16 protein-coding genes are annotated in these 19,204 nt (G+C 39.2%); 10 read left to right on the plus strand and 6 right to left on the minus strand.

Going from position 1 to position 19,204, the window contains the following annotated elements; genetic code table 11:
- Positions 1-17: 17 nt before the first annotated feature.
- The gene (locus A9Y75_RS24540; protein ID WP_071192301.1) at positions 18-1,535 is read right to left on the minus strand and encodes a class I SAM-dependent DNA methyltransferase; all 1,518 of its coding nucleotides are present in this window, start codon (positions 1,533-1,535) and stop codon (positions 18-20) included.
- Between the two features lie 4 nt (positions 1,536-1,539).
- On the opposite strand from A9Y75_RS24540, the gene A9Y75_RS24545 reads away from it, so the two are divergent.
- The 5 genes from A9Y75_RS24545 (at position 1,540) to A9Y75_RS24565 (ending at position 4,835) form a co-directional block, all read left to right on the plus strand.
- A complete protein-coding gene (locus A9Y75_RS24545; RefSeq protein ID WP_201788442.1) occupies positions 1,540-1,785 on the plus strand; it encodes a hypothetical protein in 246 nt (81 codons plus the stop codon).
- A gap of 230 nt (positions 1,786-2,015) precedes the next feature.
- Positions 2,016-2,225 carry a hypothetical protein gene (locus A9Y75_RS24550; protein WP_071192304.1) on the plus strand — a complete coding sequence of 70 codons (210 nt, stop codon included), beginning with the start codon at positions 2,016-2,018 and terminating at the stop codon, positions 2,223-2,225.
- A 79-nt stretch (positions 2,226-2,304) separates the two neighbouring features.
- Positions 2,305-2,730: a hypothetical protein gene (locus tag A9Y75_RS24555; RefSeq protein ID WP_016948729.1), complete on the plus strand. Its 426-nt coding sequence runs from the start codon at positions 2,305-2,307 to the stop codon at positions 2,728-2,730.
- A gap of 241 nt (positions 2,731-2,971) precedes the next feature.
- On the plus strand, positions 2,972-3,361 hold the full coding sequence (locus A9Y75_RS24560) for a hypothetical protein (RefSeq protein WP_071192306.1): 390 nt from the start codon (positions 2,972-2,974) through the stop codon (positions 3,359-3,361).
- A 349-nt stretch (positions 3,362-3,710) separates the two neighbouring features.
- Entirely contained in the window at positions 3,711-4,835 is a 1,125-nt protein-coding gene (locus tag A9Y75_RS24565; RefSeq protein WP_071192308.1) for a site-2 protease family protein, read from the plus strand.
- 239 nt (positions 4,836-5,074) lie between these two features.
- Here the strand turns inward: A9Y75_RS24565 and A9Y75_RS24570 are convergent, their stop codons facing one another.
- The 5 genes from A9Y75_RS24570 to A9Y75_RS24590 all read right to left on the minus strand — a co-directional run bounded on the left by A9Y75_RS24570 (position 5,075) and on the right by A9Y75_RS24590 (position 9,135).
- Complete coding sequence (locus tag A9Y75_RS24570) at positions 5,075-5,620, minus strand: hypothetical protein (protein ID WP_071192310.1); 546 nt, start codon at positions 5,618-5,620, stop codon at positions 5,075-5,077.
- A 74-nt stretch (positions 5,621-5,694) separates the two neighbouring features.
- Positions 5,695-6,468, minus strand: a complete 774-nt coding sequence (locus tag A9Y75_RS24575; RefSeq protein ID WP_071192312.1) for a DUF6753 family protein — start codon at positions 6,466-6,468, stop codon at positions 5,695-5,697.
- Between the two features lie 17 nt (positions 6,469-6,485).
- Complete coding sequence (locus tag A9Y75_RS24580) at positions 6,486-7,256, minus strand: mobilization protein (RefSeq protein WP_071192314.1); 771 nt, start codon at positions 7,254-7,256, stop codon at positions 6,486-6,488.
- Between the two features lie 146 nt (positions 7,257-7,402).
- A complete protein-coding gene (locus A9Y75_RS24585) occupies positions 7,403-7,990 on the minus strand; it encodes a hypothetical protein (RefSeq protein ID WP_071192316.1) in 588 nt (195 codons plus the stop codon).
- The gene (locus tag A9Y75_RS24590) at positions 7,987-9,135 is read right to left on the minus strand and encodes a ParM/StbA family protein (RefSeq protein WP_071192318.1); all 1,149 of its coding nucleotides are present in this window, start codon (positions 9,133-9,135) and stop codon (positions 7,987-7,989) included. The genes A9Y75_RS24585 and A9Y75_RS24590 overlap by 4 nt, the downstream gene beginning before the upstream one ends.
- A 712-nt stretch (positions 9,136-9,847) precedes the next feature.
- On the opposite strand from A9Y75_RS24590, the gene mobC reads away from it, so the two are divergent.
- The 5 genes from mobC to A9Y75_RS29935 all read left to right on the plus strand — a co-directional run bounded on the left by mobC (position 9,848) and on the right by A9Y75_RS29935 (position 19,163).
- Entirely contained in the window at positions 9,848-10,207 is a 360-nt protein-coding gene (mobC, locus tag A9Y75_RS24595) for a plasmid mobilization relaxosome protein MobC (RefSeq protein WP_236721525.1), read from the plus strand.
- 354 nt (positions 10,208-10,561) lie between these two features.
- Positions 10,562-12,592: a relaxase/mobilization nuclease domain-containing protein gene (locus A9Y75_RS24600; protein ID WP_071192320.1), complete on the plus strand. Its 2,031-nt coding sequence runs from the start codon at positions 10,562-10,564 to the stop codon at positions 12,590-12,592.
- Positions 12,593-12,685: 93 nt separating this feature from the next.
- Positions 12,686-13,360 (plus strand): hypothetical protein, encoded by a 675-nt coding sequence (locus tag A9Y75_RS24605; protein ID WP_071192322.1) that lies wholly within the window; start codon positions 12,686-12,688, stop codon positions 13,358-13,360.
- 156 nt (positions 13,361-13,516) lie between these two features.
- Positions 13,517-14,245 (plus strand): hypothetical protein, encoded by a 729-nt coding sequence (locus A9Y75_RS24610; protein WP_177176289.1) that lies wholly within the window; start codon positions 13,517-13,519, stop codon positions 14,243-14,245.
- A gap of 379 nt (positions 14,246-14,624) precedes the next feature.
- On the plus strand, positions 14,625-19,163 hold the full coding sequence (locus A9Y75_RS29935) for a PriCT-2 domain-containing protein (protein WP_236721526.1): 4,539 nt from the start codon (positions 14,625-14,627) through the stop codon (positions 19,161-19,163).
- The last annotated feature ends 41 nt before the right edge of the window (positions 19,164-19,204 follow it).

Raw genomic sequence — 19,204 nt, forward strand, 5'->3', positions numbered from 1 at the left:
TAAACGGCTTGTATTAACTATTTTAACAATGCTTCTAATTTTTCCATCCCCTGCTGAATTTCCACCTCTAACTTCGCCAAATTAGCCAGAATCTCTTGAGGTGCAAGATGATCAACCTGCTCATGCACAACTTCCTTGTAACGATTCAAACTCAGATCATAACCTTGAGCCGCAATATCAGACTTGGGTACACAAAAACTCTGAGCCGTGCGGGGGCGCTCCCGTTCCGTAGTATTCCGCAGTTGCCAATGACTCAACACATCTGGGAGATTATTTTTAAGATGCTCCTCTGCTGTTAACGGCACAGTAGGTACAGTTCCTAACTTATCCTCAGCAAGCAAAGGCGCTCTTTTATCGTCCAAACTCCAGCCGTCAGCATTGACATTGTAGAACCAAACAAAATCAGTTCCCCCCGAATTAGTCTTAGTGAATAGTAAAATCGCCGTAGAAACACCCGCATAAGGCTTAAAAACACCACCAGGCAGCGAAATCACCCCATCCAGCTTTTGCTCCTCCACCAATAACCGCCGCAGTTCCTTATGTGCCTTAGAAGAACCAAACAGCACCCCATCCGGCACAATTACCGCCGCCCGTCCCCCCGGCTTCAGCAATCGTAAAAACAGCGCCAAAAATAACAATTCAGTCTTCTTAGTCTTGACAATTTCCTGTAAATCCTTAGCCGTATTTTCATAGTCCAAAGACCCAGCAAAGGGAGGATTAGCCAATACCAGGGTATAAGCCTCCTCATCCCCTGAATGCTCCTGTGCTAATGAATCCTTGTAACGCACATCTGGGCTTTCCACGCCATGCAAGAGCATATTCATACTGCCAATTCGCAGCATAGTATTATCAAAATCAAACCCGTGAAACATCCCATGATGAAAATGTTCCTTCAGCTTGACATCGCGCAAAACTTCCGGGTGATGTTCCCGCAAATATTCATTAGCAGCCACTAAAAAGCCACAAGTCCCACTCGCTGGATCACAAATCACATCCCCCGGACTGGGTGCTGTCAGTTCCACCATCAACTGAATAATGTGGCGCGGTGTTCTAAACTGTCCGTTTTGTCCTGCTGAGGCAATCTTACCCAACATATATTCATAGAGATCGCCCTTAGTGTCCCTGTCCTCCATCGGGATATCAGCCAGCAAATCTACCACCTTAGACAGTAGCGCGGGGGTAGGAATTGTGAACCGGGCATCCTTCATGTGGTGGGCGTAAGTTGAATCATCTCCACCGAGCGATCGCAAAAAAGGGAAAACAAAATCATTCACCACAGTAAACATATCTGCTGCTGCAAAATGCTTAAACCGCGACCAACGTAAATCATCATAAGGACGCTTTTTGATATTTTCCCCTTCTGGAAATTCCCCTTCTGGGAAAATCCGCCGTTCCATTGGGCGCTTGAGTCGGTTAGCCTTGTTTTCTTCTAGGGTATGCAGATCATCGAGACGACGCAAAAACAGCAGATAGGTAATTTGCTCAATCACTTCCAGGGGATTGGAGATACCACCAGAAGTAGTTGCTATTTTCATGAGTATGCTGTACGACACAATCAGCAAAGACCCGGAGCAAGCAATAGCTGATTTAGTCGAATTCAACCGTGCGTCACTAGAACGTCGCAACTCATTCCAAGAACAAGAAGTGGAAGAACTGGATGATTTAGATAACGAACTTGACGAGGACTTGGACGAAGATGAGGATGATGACGATGAACTCGATGAGGACTTGGATGAAGATGAAGATGACGATTTAGATGAAGATGATGAGGACGATGACGAGTAATTGATTCTCAACAAGTAACAGAATTACAACTATAAATAACCATGTATTGCTACCAACAATACAGGTTATTTTTTTATTGAGTTTGAACTAAAGAATGTAGAAAAATCAGAATTATTACTTTTTATAATATCTCAAACAATTTTTTGAATTTATAAATTGTTGTCTAAATGCGGAATTAATTAGAAACTGAAATTAGATGATTTCAGTTTTAAAGTACAAAATTTTATCCCATGAGCCATAGCTTGTATGAAGAAATAGGAGTAATACGCCAAGTTATGCTAACAGGAATGGGGAGCATCCACTTTTGGAATAAACATAATTTTCGTACTCCAAAAACCCTACTATATGGTTCATCTAAAAAAGGCAATTCGCCAAAAGTGAATGCTTCCACAGGAATGCCTATAAAAAAACTAAATTTAATAAAACTTTGGAAAGAATGAACGAATAGGAATTTCAGCGAATTGCATCTTTCGATGCGGTTTCTATGATAAAAACAGAAAAAATCAAGGAGTAATTCTCATGCTGAAGACTCGCAAAGCCACTAAAACAGCCTCTAAAACTAAAAAGCATATTCCAGCTTTAGAGCGAGTAATTACTTATCAGGAGAAAGTCCATTTGATGGTAATTGAAGTATTACGGGAAGAATCGGGGAGAGAATTAGCAGCTACTGCCAGATTTAATGAACAAGAGTTTGATTGGGAAAAACATAACACACAGTTTCGTAACGATTATCTGAACACACCATTGAAAGAATTGGTGAATTATGCCCGCAAACTTTACGGCTTGAATAATCTGGATGAAATTCGAGATAGACGTGCTGCTCATAAAGCTGCTCGCTCTAAACGCATGGAGGGACTTAATGGTTTAAGTAATAACTCAGATGACTGGATAGATGACGATTTTGAACAGGATGAAGATGACGAAGATTTAGAGGTTGAAGATTAATTATTATGCCCCGAATTATCTGAGTCGGGGCATTTTATTTGAGCGCATAGCTAATACAACAAACAGAATTGAAGACAATAATTGCAACTGAATTTTAGCTTTAGCAATCAGAAAGTGAATTTTAATTCAGAAGGCATCTGTCGATGCTATCTATGCGAGATAAGTAGATGAACAGAAAAATTTAATTTTATTTTGTTCACCTACTTACAAGTAATTAATTCGTTAATCAAAGGACAATTTTATGAAACGTAATCAGCAACAAACTAAAGTTTTAGAAAAAGCGATGGAATATCAAAGTAAGGAAAATCCAATTAAACGGAAACGTAATCAACAAGAAACCAAAGCTTTGGAAAAAGTAATGGGATATCAAGATAAAGTACGATTAATGGTACTCGAAGTTTTACGAGAGGAGACTGGACGAGAACTCGCTGCTAAAGCGCGGTTTAATGAAGAAGAATTTGATTGGAATGAACACAACACAGAGTTTCGCCAGGACTATGCTGATACTCCCATCAATGAACTGTTAGCTTATGCTAAACGTTTTTATGGCTTAAAAGATTTGGATGCAGTACGAGAGCGACGCAAGGCTCACAAACAACAACGTGCAGCTAGATTTGCTGAAGCGTCTTAAGTATCTATTAGTGAAAATAGCAGCCAAAGAGGCAGGGTGAAAGGGGCTTTCTAGCAGGGGTCATTTCCCCCTGCTGCCGTTGATCAGAGCGAACGGGCGGACTCCACCCGAACTATCCCCTTGCTCCCTGCTCCCTGCTCCCTGCTCCCCTGCTTCTTTGTGGGGTAACTTTTTGCCCACCCACCCTTACCCATAAAAACTGTATTTTCGAGGCTAAATTCGCATAACCACACCTGAACGGACGGACACCACTACCGTTACAAAAATTAAATTTACTTAATATTTCGTTACGATAAGGGCATTGAGAGAAACAACAAACTTCTCAATGCCCATGTCACAGGTAAACGCCATGAATAGCACAATTCGGGTTGGCAACCTTTTTGGAATACCTTTTTATATACATCCGTCCTGGTTTTTAGTTCTAGGTTTGGTAACTTGGAGCTACAGCAGCGGACTGGCGGCACAATTTCCCCAATTAGGTGGGGGATTGCCTTTGGTACTAGGATTGATGACGGCGCTACTGTTATTTAGCTCAGTTGTCGCCCATGAATTAGGACACAGCTTTGTCGCTATTCGCCAAGGAATTGATGTTAAATCAATTACACTATTTATATTTGGTGGACTGGCAAGCTTAGAAAAAGAATCGCCAACTCCAGGAGCAGCTTTTTGGGTAGCTATTGCAGGACCAATAGTTAGTTTGATGCTATTTGCTACAGCGACAACAGTTGGTTTTGCAACTGCTGCATCTGGACCATTGGCTGCTATCCTGGGTCTACTAGCTTCTGTTAATTTGACCTTAGCTCTATTTAACCTCATTCCTGGCTTGCCTTTGGACGGAGGAAATATACTTAAAGCAATAGTTTGGAAAATTACTGGTAAATCCTATAAAGGAGTGGTTGTTGCCAGCCGAATTGGACAAATCTTTGGTTGGTTAGCGATCGCATCTGGTTTAATTCCTCTACTATTATTTGGTAGCTTTGTTAACGTCTGGAACTTGTTAATTGGCTTATTCTTGCTGCAAAATGCTGGTAATGCTGCCCAATTTGCTAGAGTGCAAGAAAAACTCACAGGTTTAACAGCAGCGGACGCTGTAAACAACGATAGCCCGATTGTCAAAGCGAATTTGAATTTAAGAGAGTTTGCAGATCAACATCTCTTAAATGCTCAGGAATACCGTCGTTTCTTGGTGACAGATGAGGAAGGACAATTGCTGGGAGCAATATCAGTTGATGACTTGCGAACCATCCCAAATACATTATGGTCAGAAACTCAAGTCTTCCAAGTAATGAAACCAATTGAGCAGTCTAGCACCGTACAATCGGATCAACCATTGCTGGAAGTAGTACGGTTACTCGAAACACAAAAATTATCAGCACTGACTGTAATTCGTGACAATGGGTTGTTAGTCGGAATTTTAGAAAAAGCTGCAATTATCAACTTACTTCAGAAGAAAGTACAAACCAAATTTGCATAATCTCTTCAATTCTCTAAATAAAAACTCAAAATTGCCTTGAAAAGAAAGCAGTTTTGAGTTTTGATGTTTGTCGGCAAGTATTCAAAATACAGAATATCTTGCTACAAGTTAGAGAAAACTTATTGCTATAAACTACAGCCTTCCCGATGTAATGAGGTACAGTTTATTTTAATACAGAAGGTAAAAGTAAAAAACCAAGAAGATTAGACTGTAGCTCATAACAAAGGAATCCGGTGTAACTATTTTTTAACAGGTAGAGGTTTACAGCCAACACCACCAAACGTGGCAATTGTTGGAGTAGAAAAGCGACTATTCATTAAACTGAAAATTTCTTGATTTGACAGTTGAGTTTTGTTTACTTCAATTGTTGGTTTCTTTCCTGTCTTATTTACGGGAATCATAGTATCTGCCCAATAAAACCTCTGCTCAGAAGGTTGAGAATATTCAGGATAACAACCTTTAGAACTAATAGCAATTTTATGTCGTACAGCAGACAGTGCTGGGAGAGGAATACCAGTCTGAACCAATTTAACTCCTTCCACTGAACCCCACAAACGTAGCTTTTGATTAATACAGCGTTTACCCTCTTTAACCGGGGCAAGAATATTACCACAAACCTTTACCTCAACATTATACATTGTTGGATAATCAGGAATAGAGGGAGCTTGTGCTTTGGCAATATTGCTTTCACTTTTGCTATTTGTATCTACAGTATCAGGAGTACAAGCTGCTAGAAACATTCCTGTTATCATTAACAAAAAACAGTTTACTTTTCTCTTCAACATTGATTTACTCCTATTTCACAATTTAACAACTAATATCAAATACGGTTAAAAACAGATTGCGGACAGCTTAATACTTACTGAGAAACAAACTTGCGTTGATTAGGAGGTTGTACCCAAAGAGTACAAAAACCTGATACAGCTTTTCTACTGCTTGCTCCCATTTCTAGAGTTACTCCCAAACGTTTTACTTCTCTAGTACAGGCAAGTTGACCGGTACTATCTTTGGTCAATAAATCTCGATTCCATTCCATAAAATTGCGAGCAAATTTACCTTCATTAGTAGTTGCCCATGCTAAAGCATTAGCTTCTTGTTGAGTCAATTGACGTGAACCAGTTGGATCTAAATTGCTAGATTGATACCAAAGCATTGCACCTATACCCAGGATTCCACCCACTGTTGCGGTAATCAATAATAGTATTCCAGCTGCAATTAATGATGGAACTGAATGAATAGCACGCTCAAATTCTGTACGCTTGATTAATGCTGTGACTGAATGAGCAATCGCTTTCTGTTGACCTTTGACTGCTGCTTTTTCGTAGCTTTGAAGATGGTCATAAAGTTGTGTTTGCCATTGGTCAAACATGGTCTCCATTTCTTTAGGACTGTCTTCCAATAGCACTTGCAACCTACCAGTAGCAATCATCATTAAAAATGCTGGGTCATCAGGATCTAGTCCAGTTTGAACAACTATTTCCCAAACCCTAGCTTTGAAATTATCATCTTTACCGCGAATGGCTAAATCTAATAAAGTAGGGTAAGGAATGCGACTTAAACCTTTACCTCTGGCTGCTACTGAATCCAAAAAATCATCATCTAAATCGAGTTCTTCAGTGTGATAATGAGTCATAATTATTTGGCTTTACTTTACTTCTTGGTAGCGACTTTCCCATTACTATTAGCACTATCAACTTTTTCTGAGGGTGGAGTAATTGAAGCTGCTGGTGGGTTCCAAATTTTAGCTTTTTCAATTTCCTCAAAAGCTTGTTTGAGAAACCTATGCAATCGCTGTTTACCTAATATTCCTAGTTCACCATAATTTTTAGCTTCAGAAAAGTTTATCCGTTTGGCATCAAGGATATTCCTTTCTCGGTAGCTAAACTTAGGGAAATCAATTACTGGAACTTTGTACGTCTTGATTAAATCCTTTAACTCCTGATTTTCATCTATGTGTTTCCAGTCATCACATAAACCAAAATTACGGACAAAGATATGTTTTATTTTTTTTTCAAATCTTTCTAAAGACTGCATGAATAACTGTAGACTGTCATATCCTCCACTACAAACAAACCATTTATGTATCTTGACCTTGTTTTTACCACTAATTTCTAAAATTTGATTACGCTCAATCCAATCTGTTACTGCTGGGTATACTTGAGCAGGTAAATTAACAATCACAGAATTTTCCAGTGCTAAATCAAAGATCTCATCAGCTTCATAAGCTTTGCGTTCTGATTCACTAAACACTGCTGTTTTATGATTATCAGGGTAAAATGCACCTACGTCTGGATTACTTTGGTCAGCTTCCACCAATTCATAAAGTAATTTATTGTCAATACAATATTGCACCATGACTCTGGCAAACAAAGACTTGCCAACACCACCTTTTTCACCATCGATGAAGTGAATTGCAGTCATCTTATTCTCTCCTTTGTTATTTAACTAACTGTGCATTCGTATAGGAATCTGTTTGGAATTTTGAAAATATGATGAGAGTTAAATATTTATCCAAACAGGGGTTTATCTGAAAAAAGTTCAAAAAATAAATAGAGTCCTATAGATGCTTAAATATCTGAAAACATATCATTATCTTCATCATAAAAAGAGCCTTTACCAGGAATGAAAGAGTCAGAATCAATTTGATTATTTGCCTGTTCACTATTACCTTGGCTTTCACTACTACTATCATCATTACTAGTAAAATTACTAGCATCCAAACCAAACATAGCAGCCAAGGTTTGAGGATTAGTCATCGTACTTAGAGGTACAGGTAAAACATCACTTGATTTGTGTGGTAATCCTAATTCGATTCGTAAATAAGCTAAGTGTTGTTCTAAAGCATGACAACAAATCAAACCTATCTGATGCACTTCTTGCTCACTAATACCTGCATCTGTTTGTGCCTTGTATGCTAACGGTAACCAGCACATTCTTAATGCCTGCAATATCATTTCTTTGGTGGTACTAAGTCCATTACCTTGTTGTAAGTATGTAATTAACTTACCATCGGAAGTATTTGAATAAGCACGAAACCGATAATTCAAATTTTTATAATGTTTGTCAGTATCAGTTTCTTGAGGCGATCTACCCTTACCATTAGTGCTGCGTTCTCTGTGATTACCGTTATTTTTTCCTTGTTTCTTGTTAGTCATGCTACTTTCTCCATTTGCGCTCTAAATCGCATAAATAAACCAAAAGCATCAATTAACCTAAAGGACAAAGTTTCCTGCTCTCGAAATGTATGGTGATCATCATTACTGGCATTATTAAATGCTTCCTGTACTTGTTGTTGTAAATCTGTACCCCAGTAAGTGGAAATCTCTTCAAAACATTCCTGTAATTCTTGCTCTAAATACAAAGCTGCACCACCACTCAAAATGACTTCATTCACCGCAGGTAAAGTGGATTCCAGCCAGTCGTAAAGCCTAGACCAATACTCTGCTTTGGCAGTAGCAATGGCATTAACAATCATCTGCAACTCATAATTAATGTTTTTTGGGTCTTTGCTTTTGACCAAAGCGCGAATTGCTTGGTTATCTGCTGTGATATCTGCACCGGCTGCATAGATAGCAGCAGTTAAAGTAGTGGCATCTTGTCCAGATGTGCGTTCAATTACCCGCTTTACCATTTGGTGAAAGCCCAACCCATTCGTATAACCCGCCGTCATCTTGCCGCGTTCAAATAAAAGAAGGCTGGTATTTCGATGCCCAAACATCAGCACAGCAATGCTTTGAGCATTGAACCATGCTTTCCCATTCTGGCGTTGGCGAATCATAGCCAATCCTGCACCTTCAGGCAGACACTCGAATCGTTCTAGTTTTACCCGCAACCTTTGACCCCGAAATTTAAAATCTTTGAGTGCCACCCGCAACTGTTCTTCAAAGGCTTGGCGATTTTGATATTCACCATAGGGTAGTAGTGAAGTCAGTGATAATGAAAATCTGTTGGGCAGTTTATTGTGTTGAGCGATCGCACCGATTACTGCTAAAGCTTTATCAATTGAAGTTTCGTACTTGAGCTTATCTAGTCTGGCCGATGCTGAAAACTGACGTGCCAAAAATCCCACTACTGTACATTGTGTATCACCATCTGCTGTACAAGATACCCAGGCTTCATCTACTGGATGAGAAGATTCTAGACCCTTGCGACTTGACATATAAGCGTCAATCGAACTTTGCGGCAACCTTAGCATTTCTGGTTCCATTGTCATCAAACATGGTTTGCCTTCAGTTGCTAGTTCATAAACAATCTTGGTCAAGGAAGCACCAGGGTCAAAACTGACGATCAAGTTTGACATTGATTCTGGTTTGTCTAACAACTTCTTTTTAAGTTAAGTGCAAATAAAAATTATGCCTATCTATCTACTGACTATTTTTTTGCCAAAATTTTTATCCAGTTGGCTATTTTTTTCACAAGCGGTGATCAACGAGTTATTTTTATGTTCTTGAATTCAATTTGAAAAATGTGCCATTTCAATGCTAATACTACGCCAAGCTTACGCCAATACTACGCCAACTCAGTGCCATTTTAACGCCAGTAATACGCCAAGTACACGCCAATACTACATAAACAAGTACACTATGTATATATTTTAGTTTCAATAAAAAAGCTTATTGACAAAATAATACGCCAAGTGTACGCCAATACTACGCCAACTCAGCGCCATTTCAAAGCCACCTAAGTTTTTGATTTGAGTAGCCCAAAAAAACGTTTGGCGCGTAGCAAGCTATGTCGCAATGTGCATCTCTATGACAAAAAATTTTGTAATTTTCAGGGGAACAGCGACAAGCTCGCCCTCCTTTCACGGTTCCCCTACCTAAGTAGGTAAACCACCGTGACGGAGGGGGAGACGATACGAAAAAAATCAGACTCAACGAAAACTGAATTCAGTTTTAACATCAGTCATAAAAAACAAGAAAAAAATATCCACTTGGCTAATGACTGATTAGCTTAAATATTTCAAACTAGAAATACAACATAATCTTTGTCAGAAATTCAGCAATTCAGCCATGCCTCCAAAAGAGCGCACAATCAGGTTTCATATCTGCCTCACACCAGAAGAAAAAGAACAGGTGCAACGAATGGCAGCAGAAAACAGTTTGACGATGGCAGAGTTATTCCGTGCCAAGACTATCAAACATAGATTACCCAGGCGTGTCACTAAAGTGGCAGGTCAAACTTATTGGGAGTTGGGAAAAATCGGTAACAACCTTAACCAAATCGCTAAAGCTATCAATACATCGGTACTTATGGGTGAACCAGTGGTTGTTGATCGAGCATTGTTGGAAGAGGTGAGAAATTTGGTCAGACAAGTGCGGCGAGAAATCACGGAGGTTGATTTAATTACTGATATACAGGATGAAGCGTAAATTCTGCACCACTGAGGGACTTCCAAATCAAAAATATCCCATTGTTTTGATAATAAGGGAGCAGGTTAACCCTCTTCCATCACTCTAGGTAACGCAAAATTTGAGACCTTTATTTAACAAGGGTTTTGGCGATTTATTAATGTTCCAAAATGTTCGCCATATTTTATTTTTAATAAAATGCTCAAACCTTTATCACATCTGGATTTCAAACTTAGAAAATTACTTTTGTGATTCCCAGTTTAATGGAAGAGGGTTAAGAGACAGTTGTGTTGATTACAGAAACTGCATATTTTATTTTCTGGAGTTCCCAACACTACACGATTGAGTATAAAGAAAGACTACTAGGAAATTAATATGATTGGCAAACACATCAAAGGTAAAAGTTTCCGGGGACTACTAAACTACCTTTTTAGCAAAGAAGGAGCAAGACAAATCGGTGGGAATATGGAAGGAACAAACCCACGGGAATTAGCGGCTGAATTTGGTATATCTCGAAGATTAAACCCGAAGGTAAGCAGGGCTGTTTATCACGCTTCTCTCAGCTTGCCTCACAACGAAAGTTTAGATGATGACACTTGGGATGAAATCGCCCAAAAATATCTACAGGCAATGGGCTTCACTATGAATCAATATATTGTAGTGCGACACACTGACCGCACTCATGATCATGCACATATTGCAGCCAGTCGCATTCAATTAGATGGCACTACAGTTTCTGATAGTTGGGACAATCCCAGAAGTGAAATTATCATCCGTAGATTAGAAAAAGAATACAATCTACAATCAGTACAACCTAGTTGGGAAAAAGATAAACACAGTCCCACTACTGGGGAATGTAGGCAACTTGCTAGAACTGGGGAAGAAAGCGTGAGAGTCAAACTTCAGCGATTCCTACGGAGCGCTTCGCTATCGCTCGATAAAGTAACCCATGACCGCCCAACTATGCCAGAGTTGATAGAAAGAGCGCAACAACAAGGTATTAATGTTTGCGTTGGTTATACTCGCACAGGCAAGGTCAAAGGCATTAGTTATCAACTTGATGGAGTAGCTTTCAGTGGTACACACCTGGGTAAAGCATATACTTTTCCTGGTTTACAAAAGCATCGTGGTGTTAGCTATATTCCTAAACAGGATGATAAACGCATCCAAGAACTAATGAAGCGAAATGTTGAAAATACTACATCCAATCAAGATAAACACAATAATAAGCACACGCCAAAACCAACCAAGCAACCTACTGTCAATGCTGCATTCAGCAAAACTCAACAAAATGAACAACGCATTAAAAATGATAATAATGTAATAAATAACACGGCACTGATTTCTTTACAAGAAGATAAAAACCGGATTCAAATTGGGCAAACTACTGAAACTCCAATATCAGTTGTTTCTCGAAAACACAATAAAAACCGTATTCAAAACCAACAAACTGTTGACCATTCAACATCAGCAGTAGAAACAGAACAGAATATTGAGCTTATCCAAAAACTTCTAGAGCCACCTGTAAAAAATATTGCATCAACAGTTAAAGCAACGGAGGATGATCAGGATATCGAAAAACTTCTAGGACAACCTGTAAAAAATATTACATCAACAACAAAAGCAACGGAGGATGATCAGGATATCCAAAAACTGATGAGACAACCAGTTGAAAATATTACATTAACAGTAAAAGCAACACGAGATGATCAGGATATCGAAAATATAACAGAGCAAACTGCTGAAAATGTCACACCAGCTGCAACACAAACAAATTGCTTACCTACACCAAAACCCGCAAACTGGAAACAAATACGCCAAAACTTAAACCAGCAATATAATATACCCGTTTCTCTGCTCAATGAACTGTATCAAAAGGGTTGGCTGTATCCCAGTCAAACTGGTCAACCAGTTTTTGTAGAACGCACGCTTGATGATGTTCCAACTCTTGCCAAACAGTTAGAACCAACTGGTGATTTTACTGCTATTCCCCTCAACTCTGAAACAACAAAAAACGGTAGTTTTTGGATTGCTACGGATACCACTGTTACAAGAGCAGTGTTACTCAGTGACCCTATCGAAGTTCTCTCTGTTATTGCCTTAGAATCAACTGTTGACAAAAAACAACGACAACCGACATTGTATTGGAGTGTAGGCGATGGCGAAACGCCCGCTATAGGCGAACGCTCTCAAATACCTTTAGAATTTTTGGACTCGCTTGATACAGTGGTCATCGCTTTTAAAGATAATGAAAAAGTTGAAGACTTGATATCTGACCTATTGACTGAACTCCCCCAAGCCAAAAGAGTGTCTCCCGGTCAAGCTGGTTGGAATCAGCTGTTATATGACAGGAAACAACCAGTCAAAAAGCGCAAATTTACACAAACTCTAAATTGGGAACTTTAAGTCTGTACAGAGTCATTTATTGAGCAAAAACGAGGAAAAAAACTGATTAGAACCTCAAAAAAATAGCTTAAAAAGAAATTAATAGAGGTGAATATGTCAAGTTATTTGAATAATTACCGCAAAAAAACAAGTTACGGCTTTCAAAAAGTGAAAGCATTTCAGTATAGAGGAGTAAATTTTAACTCACAACTAGAAGCGAGGTGGGCAGCATATTTTGATTTATTGGATCTTGATTGGGAATACACACCCCATTGTCAAGAAGGATTCACAGGTTGGTTTCCTAAATTTAAAGTGGGAATGCGATTTGTCCGTAATGTAACAAATGAATGGTTGTACTTAGATTTTTACTGTGAGATAGAACCAATAGATATTAGCTCCAAATTCCCATCTGGAATAGCCAAGAAAATCATGTGCGCCCATCCGTTCAACCATGAGTTCGTAGACTTATCAGAATTATGTTCAGAATTTCTCCCTGGACAAGCTGTAATCACAGATTGTTCTTACGACAGAACGATAATCCTGGGAAATAGTCCTATCTTTCCCTGGACAGAGAACTGTTATAGAACAAAATTTAAAACGGTTTCACAAATTGAAACTCTCTGTGAGCCGCAACCATCAGTAGAAAATCCTGGATATTTTTCAGGCTGGTATTCAATAGGACTGCAAAGAGATGCTCGACTTTGGTGTACATTGCTTTTAGGTGTTTCCAGTCAAGAAGAAACTCAAAAATTATGGGAGCAAGCGTTAGATATAACCCATCGCGCTTAATCCCTATCAAAAGGTCGATTTCTTGTATAAACGCATTCCTTTGGATAGCTATTAAACTGGATAACATTAAACAACCATTGGTTCAAAATGCCATATTAGGCATTAGTATTTGGAAAGGAAGTGTTATTTTCACATCATTAATTGTTGATGTCGCCAATGTTGACCGTGAAAGACCCACCAACCGATTTTCAGCTACCGCCGCACAACGAAGCGGCTTTAGAGGGACTTAGGGAAGCAAAAAACGTTGACTCCACTGTTGCTCTAGCCGCTAGTGATTCAACAATTGCTACAAGCACAATCGGCCCGGCTGGCTGGTTACTTTTTGGCTTGGCTTACAAACCGTTGGTTAGGGTGGAAAAGATTGCGCGACTGGAAAATTTAACCACTGTACTTTTAGAGGAGTTTAAAAGCGAAGGAATACAAGTTTTTCCAGTGCTTCAAATTGAAGATAAGAACCCTATTGACTTGTTTATCAGGTTTCCGCGCAAAACTCACCTGTTTATCTCTATTCGTTCCCAAGGACATAGGGAGATTGTTTACAACGAAGCGAGAGAGGCTTTACAGGTAAAACGTAAAGACAAGAATGCGCTCAAAATCTGGAAACCCTGCCCATTAGTTGAATTGGCAGATTATGAAAAGTGGCTCAATAAGAATAGAGACTTATTTGGGATGTCCTCCCGTGAGGCGCAAAAGACTCCCACAGCTAAAGTTCTGGTTTTATGGCCTCCCACCAAGGCAATTGGAAATCACAAGGAACATCTTTATTCTGAAGTAGGAAACATGAAAATTCTGGCTTTCAGAAGAAAAGGCACTGCCTTTGTGATTGAAAAGGAGGAAGTAGTCGAGTTTATTAAAGCTTGGTTAGCTAGGTACAAAAAAGATTAAAAGGTGAAAACTACGTGTCCCGTCGGGATACCGAGGTTTTCAAAATACATTCCGTCATGGAATTGGAGCGGGGTATTGGGTTGACAAGCCTAATTTTTATATCCCTGTTAGTAATCCTATCTCAAAAAGTTGAGATGTAAAACCAGAAGAACACTGATTTTACAAATAAATTAGGACTTAAGCAAGATAAAAGTATATTTGTCATTGCGATCGCCGGGAAACAATCTCAAACCCATATTGTTCATACCTCGTGCGTAAGTCCTAGTAAATCAGCAATTCAGGAATTTTATCTTCTTATCTTCCTGAGTATGTGTGTAAAAGATTACTAACACGGGATGGCTCCAATTCCTCCAACACACTTACTGGAGGATTGGCTCTCATGTCACAACAGCAATTTAACAATCAGTCAAAAACAGAACAACCAACCGCTCAACAACAATTTAACAAGCAGTCAGAATCACAACATCCAAACGAACAACAACAGTTTAACAACCAGTCCAATTTTCAACAAACAAGCACTCCACAGCAGTTTAACAATCAGTGGGAGCAGCAACACCTAGCTGATCAACAAACTCAATCTCCCGGTGAAATCAAACAAGAACCGCAGCAACCAAGCAGTCCACAGCATTTTTACAACCCATTAGAAACACAGCATCAAACCGAGCAACAACAATTTAACAACCAGTCTGAACTGCAATACCCAGCTGAACAACAGCAATTTCATAACCAGTCCGAACTACAACCACCAACCAGTCAACAAATTGAAACTCCCACAGAGTTACAACAGCAGCCAAAACTACAATCACCAACCGTACAACAGCCTCAATTTACACCACGGTTAGAACCAGAGCCTATCCAGAACGACAAAATCAAATTCGCTTTTAATCCTACTGGTAAAAATAAAGACTGGGATTTTCGTAAACTAGCCGCCAACTTCCAAGATACAAAAGGCACAATTTGGGACGTTGCTAGACAAGTACAAGCAGGACACGCCTTATGTGCTGGCTTACTGGGTGGGCAATGGCGAAGTAAAGCCAATATTATTGGTTCTCAATGGGTACTACTAGATATTGACAACTCCGCAACTTGGAAAGATGAAAATAATAATCCACTTGATGAAAATGGCAGACCGATCAAGATTAATGGAGCTTGGGTAGATATTAACGGTAATGTCATTGAAAAATCAGATGGTAGACAAGCAAAAAAAATCTACCAACATCAACTCACATTAGATGAAGCAATAGAGCATCCATTCATTAAGCAATATTGCGCGTTAATCTACACCACAGCCAGTCATCAACCAGACTGGCATAAATTCCGGCTAGTATTCGTACTACCCGAATACGTTCAGGGTGCAGAAACTGTAGAAGTGCTAACACGCTACTTAATGAAACACCTGCCCCATGACCCAGCTTGTAAAGATGCTTCACGGGTGTTTTACGGGTCAACTGAGGCAACATTCCCACTGATCAACCCTAACGCTAGATTACCGCAATCTTGGATAGATGAAGCTGTCACCACCGCTCATCAAGAAAAAATCGAGTACGAAAAACGCATAGCTGAAATTACAGCCCGTCGGATACAGTTTCAAGAACGTGCAGAAGCTAACAACTGGGATATTGATCAGCTAATTCAACAAGCTTTAACTTACATTCCTTCCCGTAGTCCTGGTAGCAACAACTACAAAGAGTGCATAGATGTATTAATGGCGCTAAATGCTCATTATGGTGCTGTAGATGCTGAAATTATAGGAGAACAGTGGAGTCCATCAATTAAGGGGACGACTTGGAATATTCGAGCTAAAATTAAGAGTTTTCGCGGTCGTTCTGGTATCTCTATTGGTACACTATTTTACATTGCTAAACGGTATGGGTTTAAATTTCCAAAAGTTGAAGGTACAACTTTTAATAGTAATTACCAAGATAGCCAGTATAACAAATACCAAGTAAAGAGATTCAGCAATTACCGAACAAAAGAATTAAACAATTACCAAAATGCTGTATTCCAAGATTACCAACAAGAAAAATTAAACAATTATCAAAATGCTGTATTCCAAGATTACCAACAAGAAAAATTAAACAATTATCAAAATGCTGTATTCCAAGATTACCAACAAGAAAAATTAAACAATTATCAAAATGCTGTATTCCAAGATTACCAACAAGAAAAATTAAACAATTATCAAAATGCTGTATTCCAAGATTACCAACAAGAAAAATTAAACAATTATCAAAATGCTGTATTCCAAGATTACCAACAAGAAAAATTAAACAATTATCAAAATGCTGTATTCCAAGATTACCAACAAGAAGAATTAAACAATTACCAAAGTGCTGTATTTCAAGATTACCAACAAGAAGAGTTAAACAATTATCAAAGGGAGATATTTGAAAATTACCGCAGAAAATACTCCAGTAATAACCTACACCCCACCGTAACAGATCCCACAATCAGCAAAGAACAATGGCAAGCTAAATACGGTATAAAGAGAGACTTTCAAGAGTTCCTGCAAACTTTAATTACTGTCACTAATAAAGCCAAACGGTTTATAGGTAACGTTGTTTACCAACCAAAACCAACTATACTTTTACCAAACAACAACCTAGACGTTGATATCTGGTTTGAACCGAAGAATCGCACTCAGACTTACCTAGATGCAGCTAAATCAGGTAAAAAATTCATCTTAGATTTATCACACGCAGGTGCTGGAAAATCTCACACAGTTGGTGAATTTATGCCAGAGCAGTTAGGAGTCAATACACTTTTCTACCTCAGCAATGAACACCGTAATCCCACTGTAGCAACTATTGAAAACTGGACAGACTTACCAGTACGTCACAATGGACTAGTAGCAGATGCTTATAAGCTCACTCCACTGGGAAACCCACAAGTACACTGGCCTCAACCGGGGGAAGAACCCAACGTTGAAGGAACTTGTCCTCTGACAGATTTTTTTAATGCTCTTGCAACCAAAGGATACAAAAAAGAAACATCCGCAGAAGCCAGCCTTAATCCTATCTGCAATGGTTGTAAACTCAGGGCTAATTGTGCAGGTAGAGATGCTGCTGGTAATGTCCTCCCGAAAGTTAATGGTGCAACCTTCCGACGTGATAGAAGGGATGCTCTAGCATCTCAGCGGATTCGTGCCAATATCAACTCCTTACCCCAAGCTACAGATATTACTGCTATGAAGTCAGGTGCTTTTGTTGATGAAGCTTCTAGACAACTACAACCAGTTGACTTTATTAAAGTTAGTTTACGAGATTTTGATTCCTCAATGATGGAGGTGCAAACTAAATTACCGACAGTGTATGACAAAATTAGAAGTTTAGTTCTACCACTGCGGGTACTGCTAACTGGTGAAATTCCCCCTGTTGAGGAAACATATCATGGGTACAATGATGAGTTAATCCGGGCTTTATTAGGAGCAATTCCTACAGATTTACCGGAAATTATCACTGAACTGGAAACTATTGCTCCAGATATTGAGGAATTGGTACAACAGGCTGATAGTGTGACATTGTATGGTGTTGATAAGAGCGATGCCTGCGGCGGGCGAAGCCATCGCGAAAATATCAACAGAAAAACCTTAAAATTTATCCGTAGCCACCTGAATAAACAAGCTGCCCAAGAGACTTACAGGAATATCAGCGATTTACCTGTGAGATGGTTAATTCCCCTTCTAGAAGTTATCGGAGACATTCAACCAGGGGCTTTACGGGTTAAGAACAAACATTTAATTATTGCTACTAAAAACAGTCGTCAAGTTGATGTTCTCAAAGCTTTTGACTTTGTTTTCTTGATGGACGCTACTGCTAACCGTGACAATGTGGCTATGCAGTTGGGCATTAATCCAGAGGAAATACTGGTGATTTCGGAAATTCCACCAGATTACAGTAATCTGACTATTCACCAAATTACGGGCTTTGGATTACTGAATAAAGACCGAGGTAATAAATTAAAAGAACGAATTGCGGCATTGCGTGAAGAATTAAATCAGCGTCATGATGGCAATATTGCCTATATAGACCACTTGGCACATAAAAACAAGGGTGATGGACATTGGTTTGCTGATAATCGCGGCAGTAATGCCTATCAAGATAAGCAAGCTCTTTGCAGTTTTGGTACTCCTTACCAGGATATTGGCGCGTCTGGGCAAAGTTATATAACTTTAACAGGAGATAGAAGTGTTGGTAAAGAGAATAAGGCTTTTCAAGATGTAATTAACCATTTGGTTCAGACTGAAGTTGTTCAGTGTGCAGGTCGAACTAGAGCTAACCGCAGGACGGAGGAGGTTACTTTTTATGTGGTTAGTGACAAAGATTTATCTTATTTAGCGGATTACTACCCTAATGCTAGGTTTATTAAATCTGATGCTTTTGATATTTGTCCAGAAGCAGGAACACAGATACAGCAAACACGCCGGGGTATTTTTGAAGGGTTTAAGCAATTGGTAGCAGATGGGGTGACAGAGTGGGAGAAAGTTACTCAGGAGATGCTGGGTAAGGCGGCTGGTATTTCTCAAGAATGGATTAGTAAAATTGCTAATAAGTATTGGGATGGGTGGAAAAGTTTCAGAAAATTATTACTGCTCCTATATAACTCTCTTTATAGGGGTAATAATAATTCTCTAGAGATTTTGACTCAAGAGCAACAGTGGCTGATTGATGAGTATTTGCCTATTCTTAAACAGGATAGGGAAGTGGGGAATGAATCAGTGGAAGTGGTGATTGAACAGGTGATCACATTTGCTGAACATCTTGGCTGGAATGGGTTTTCTAGGGCTGTAAATACAGCTTGTCGAGAAATCAAAGCTTTTTTAATGGATTGTTTGATATCTGTGTTACCGAAGGAGGTTCATGATGAGATTAAGCGTAGTTTGGTTTTGTACTTAGCTAAAGTAGAACCTGAATACTGAGTTTAAACTCAAAAAGCTGACTTTTTCTAGTTGAAGCAAAG

The sequence above is a fragment of the Trichormus sp. NMC-1 genome (assembly GCF_001858025.1).
Classification (GTDB): Bacteria; Cyanobacteriota; Cyanobacteriia; order Cyanobacteriales; family Nostocaceae; genus Anabaena.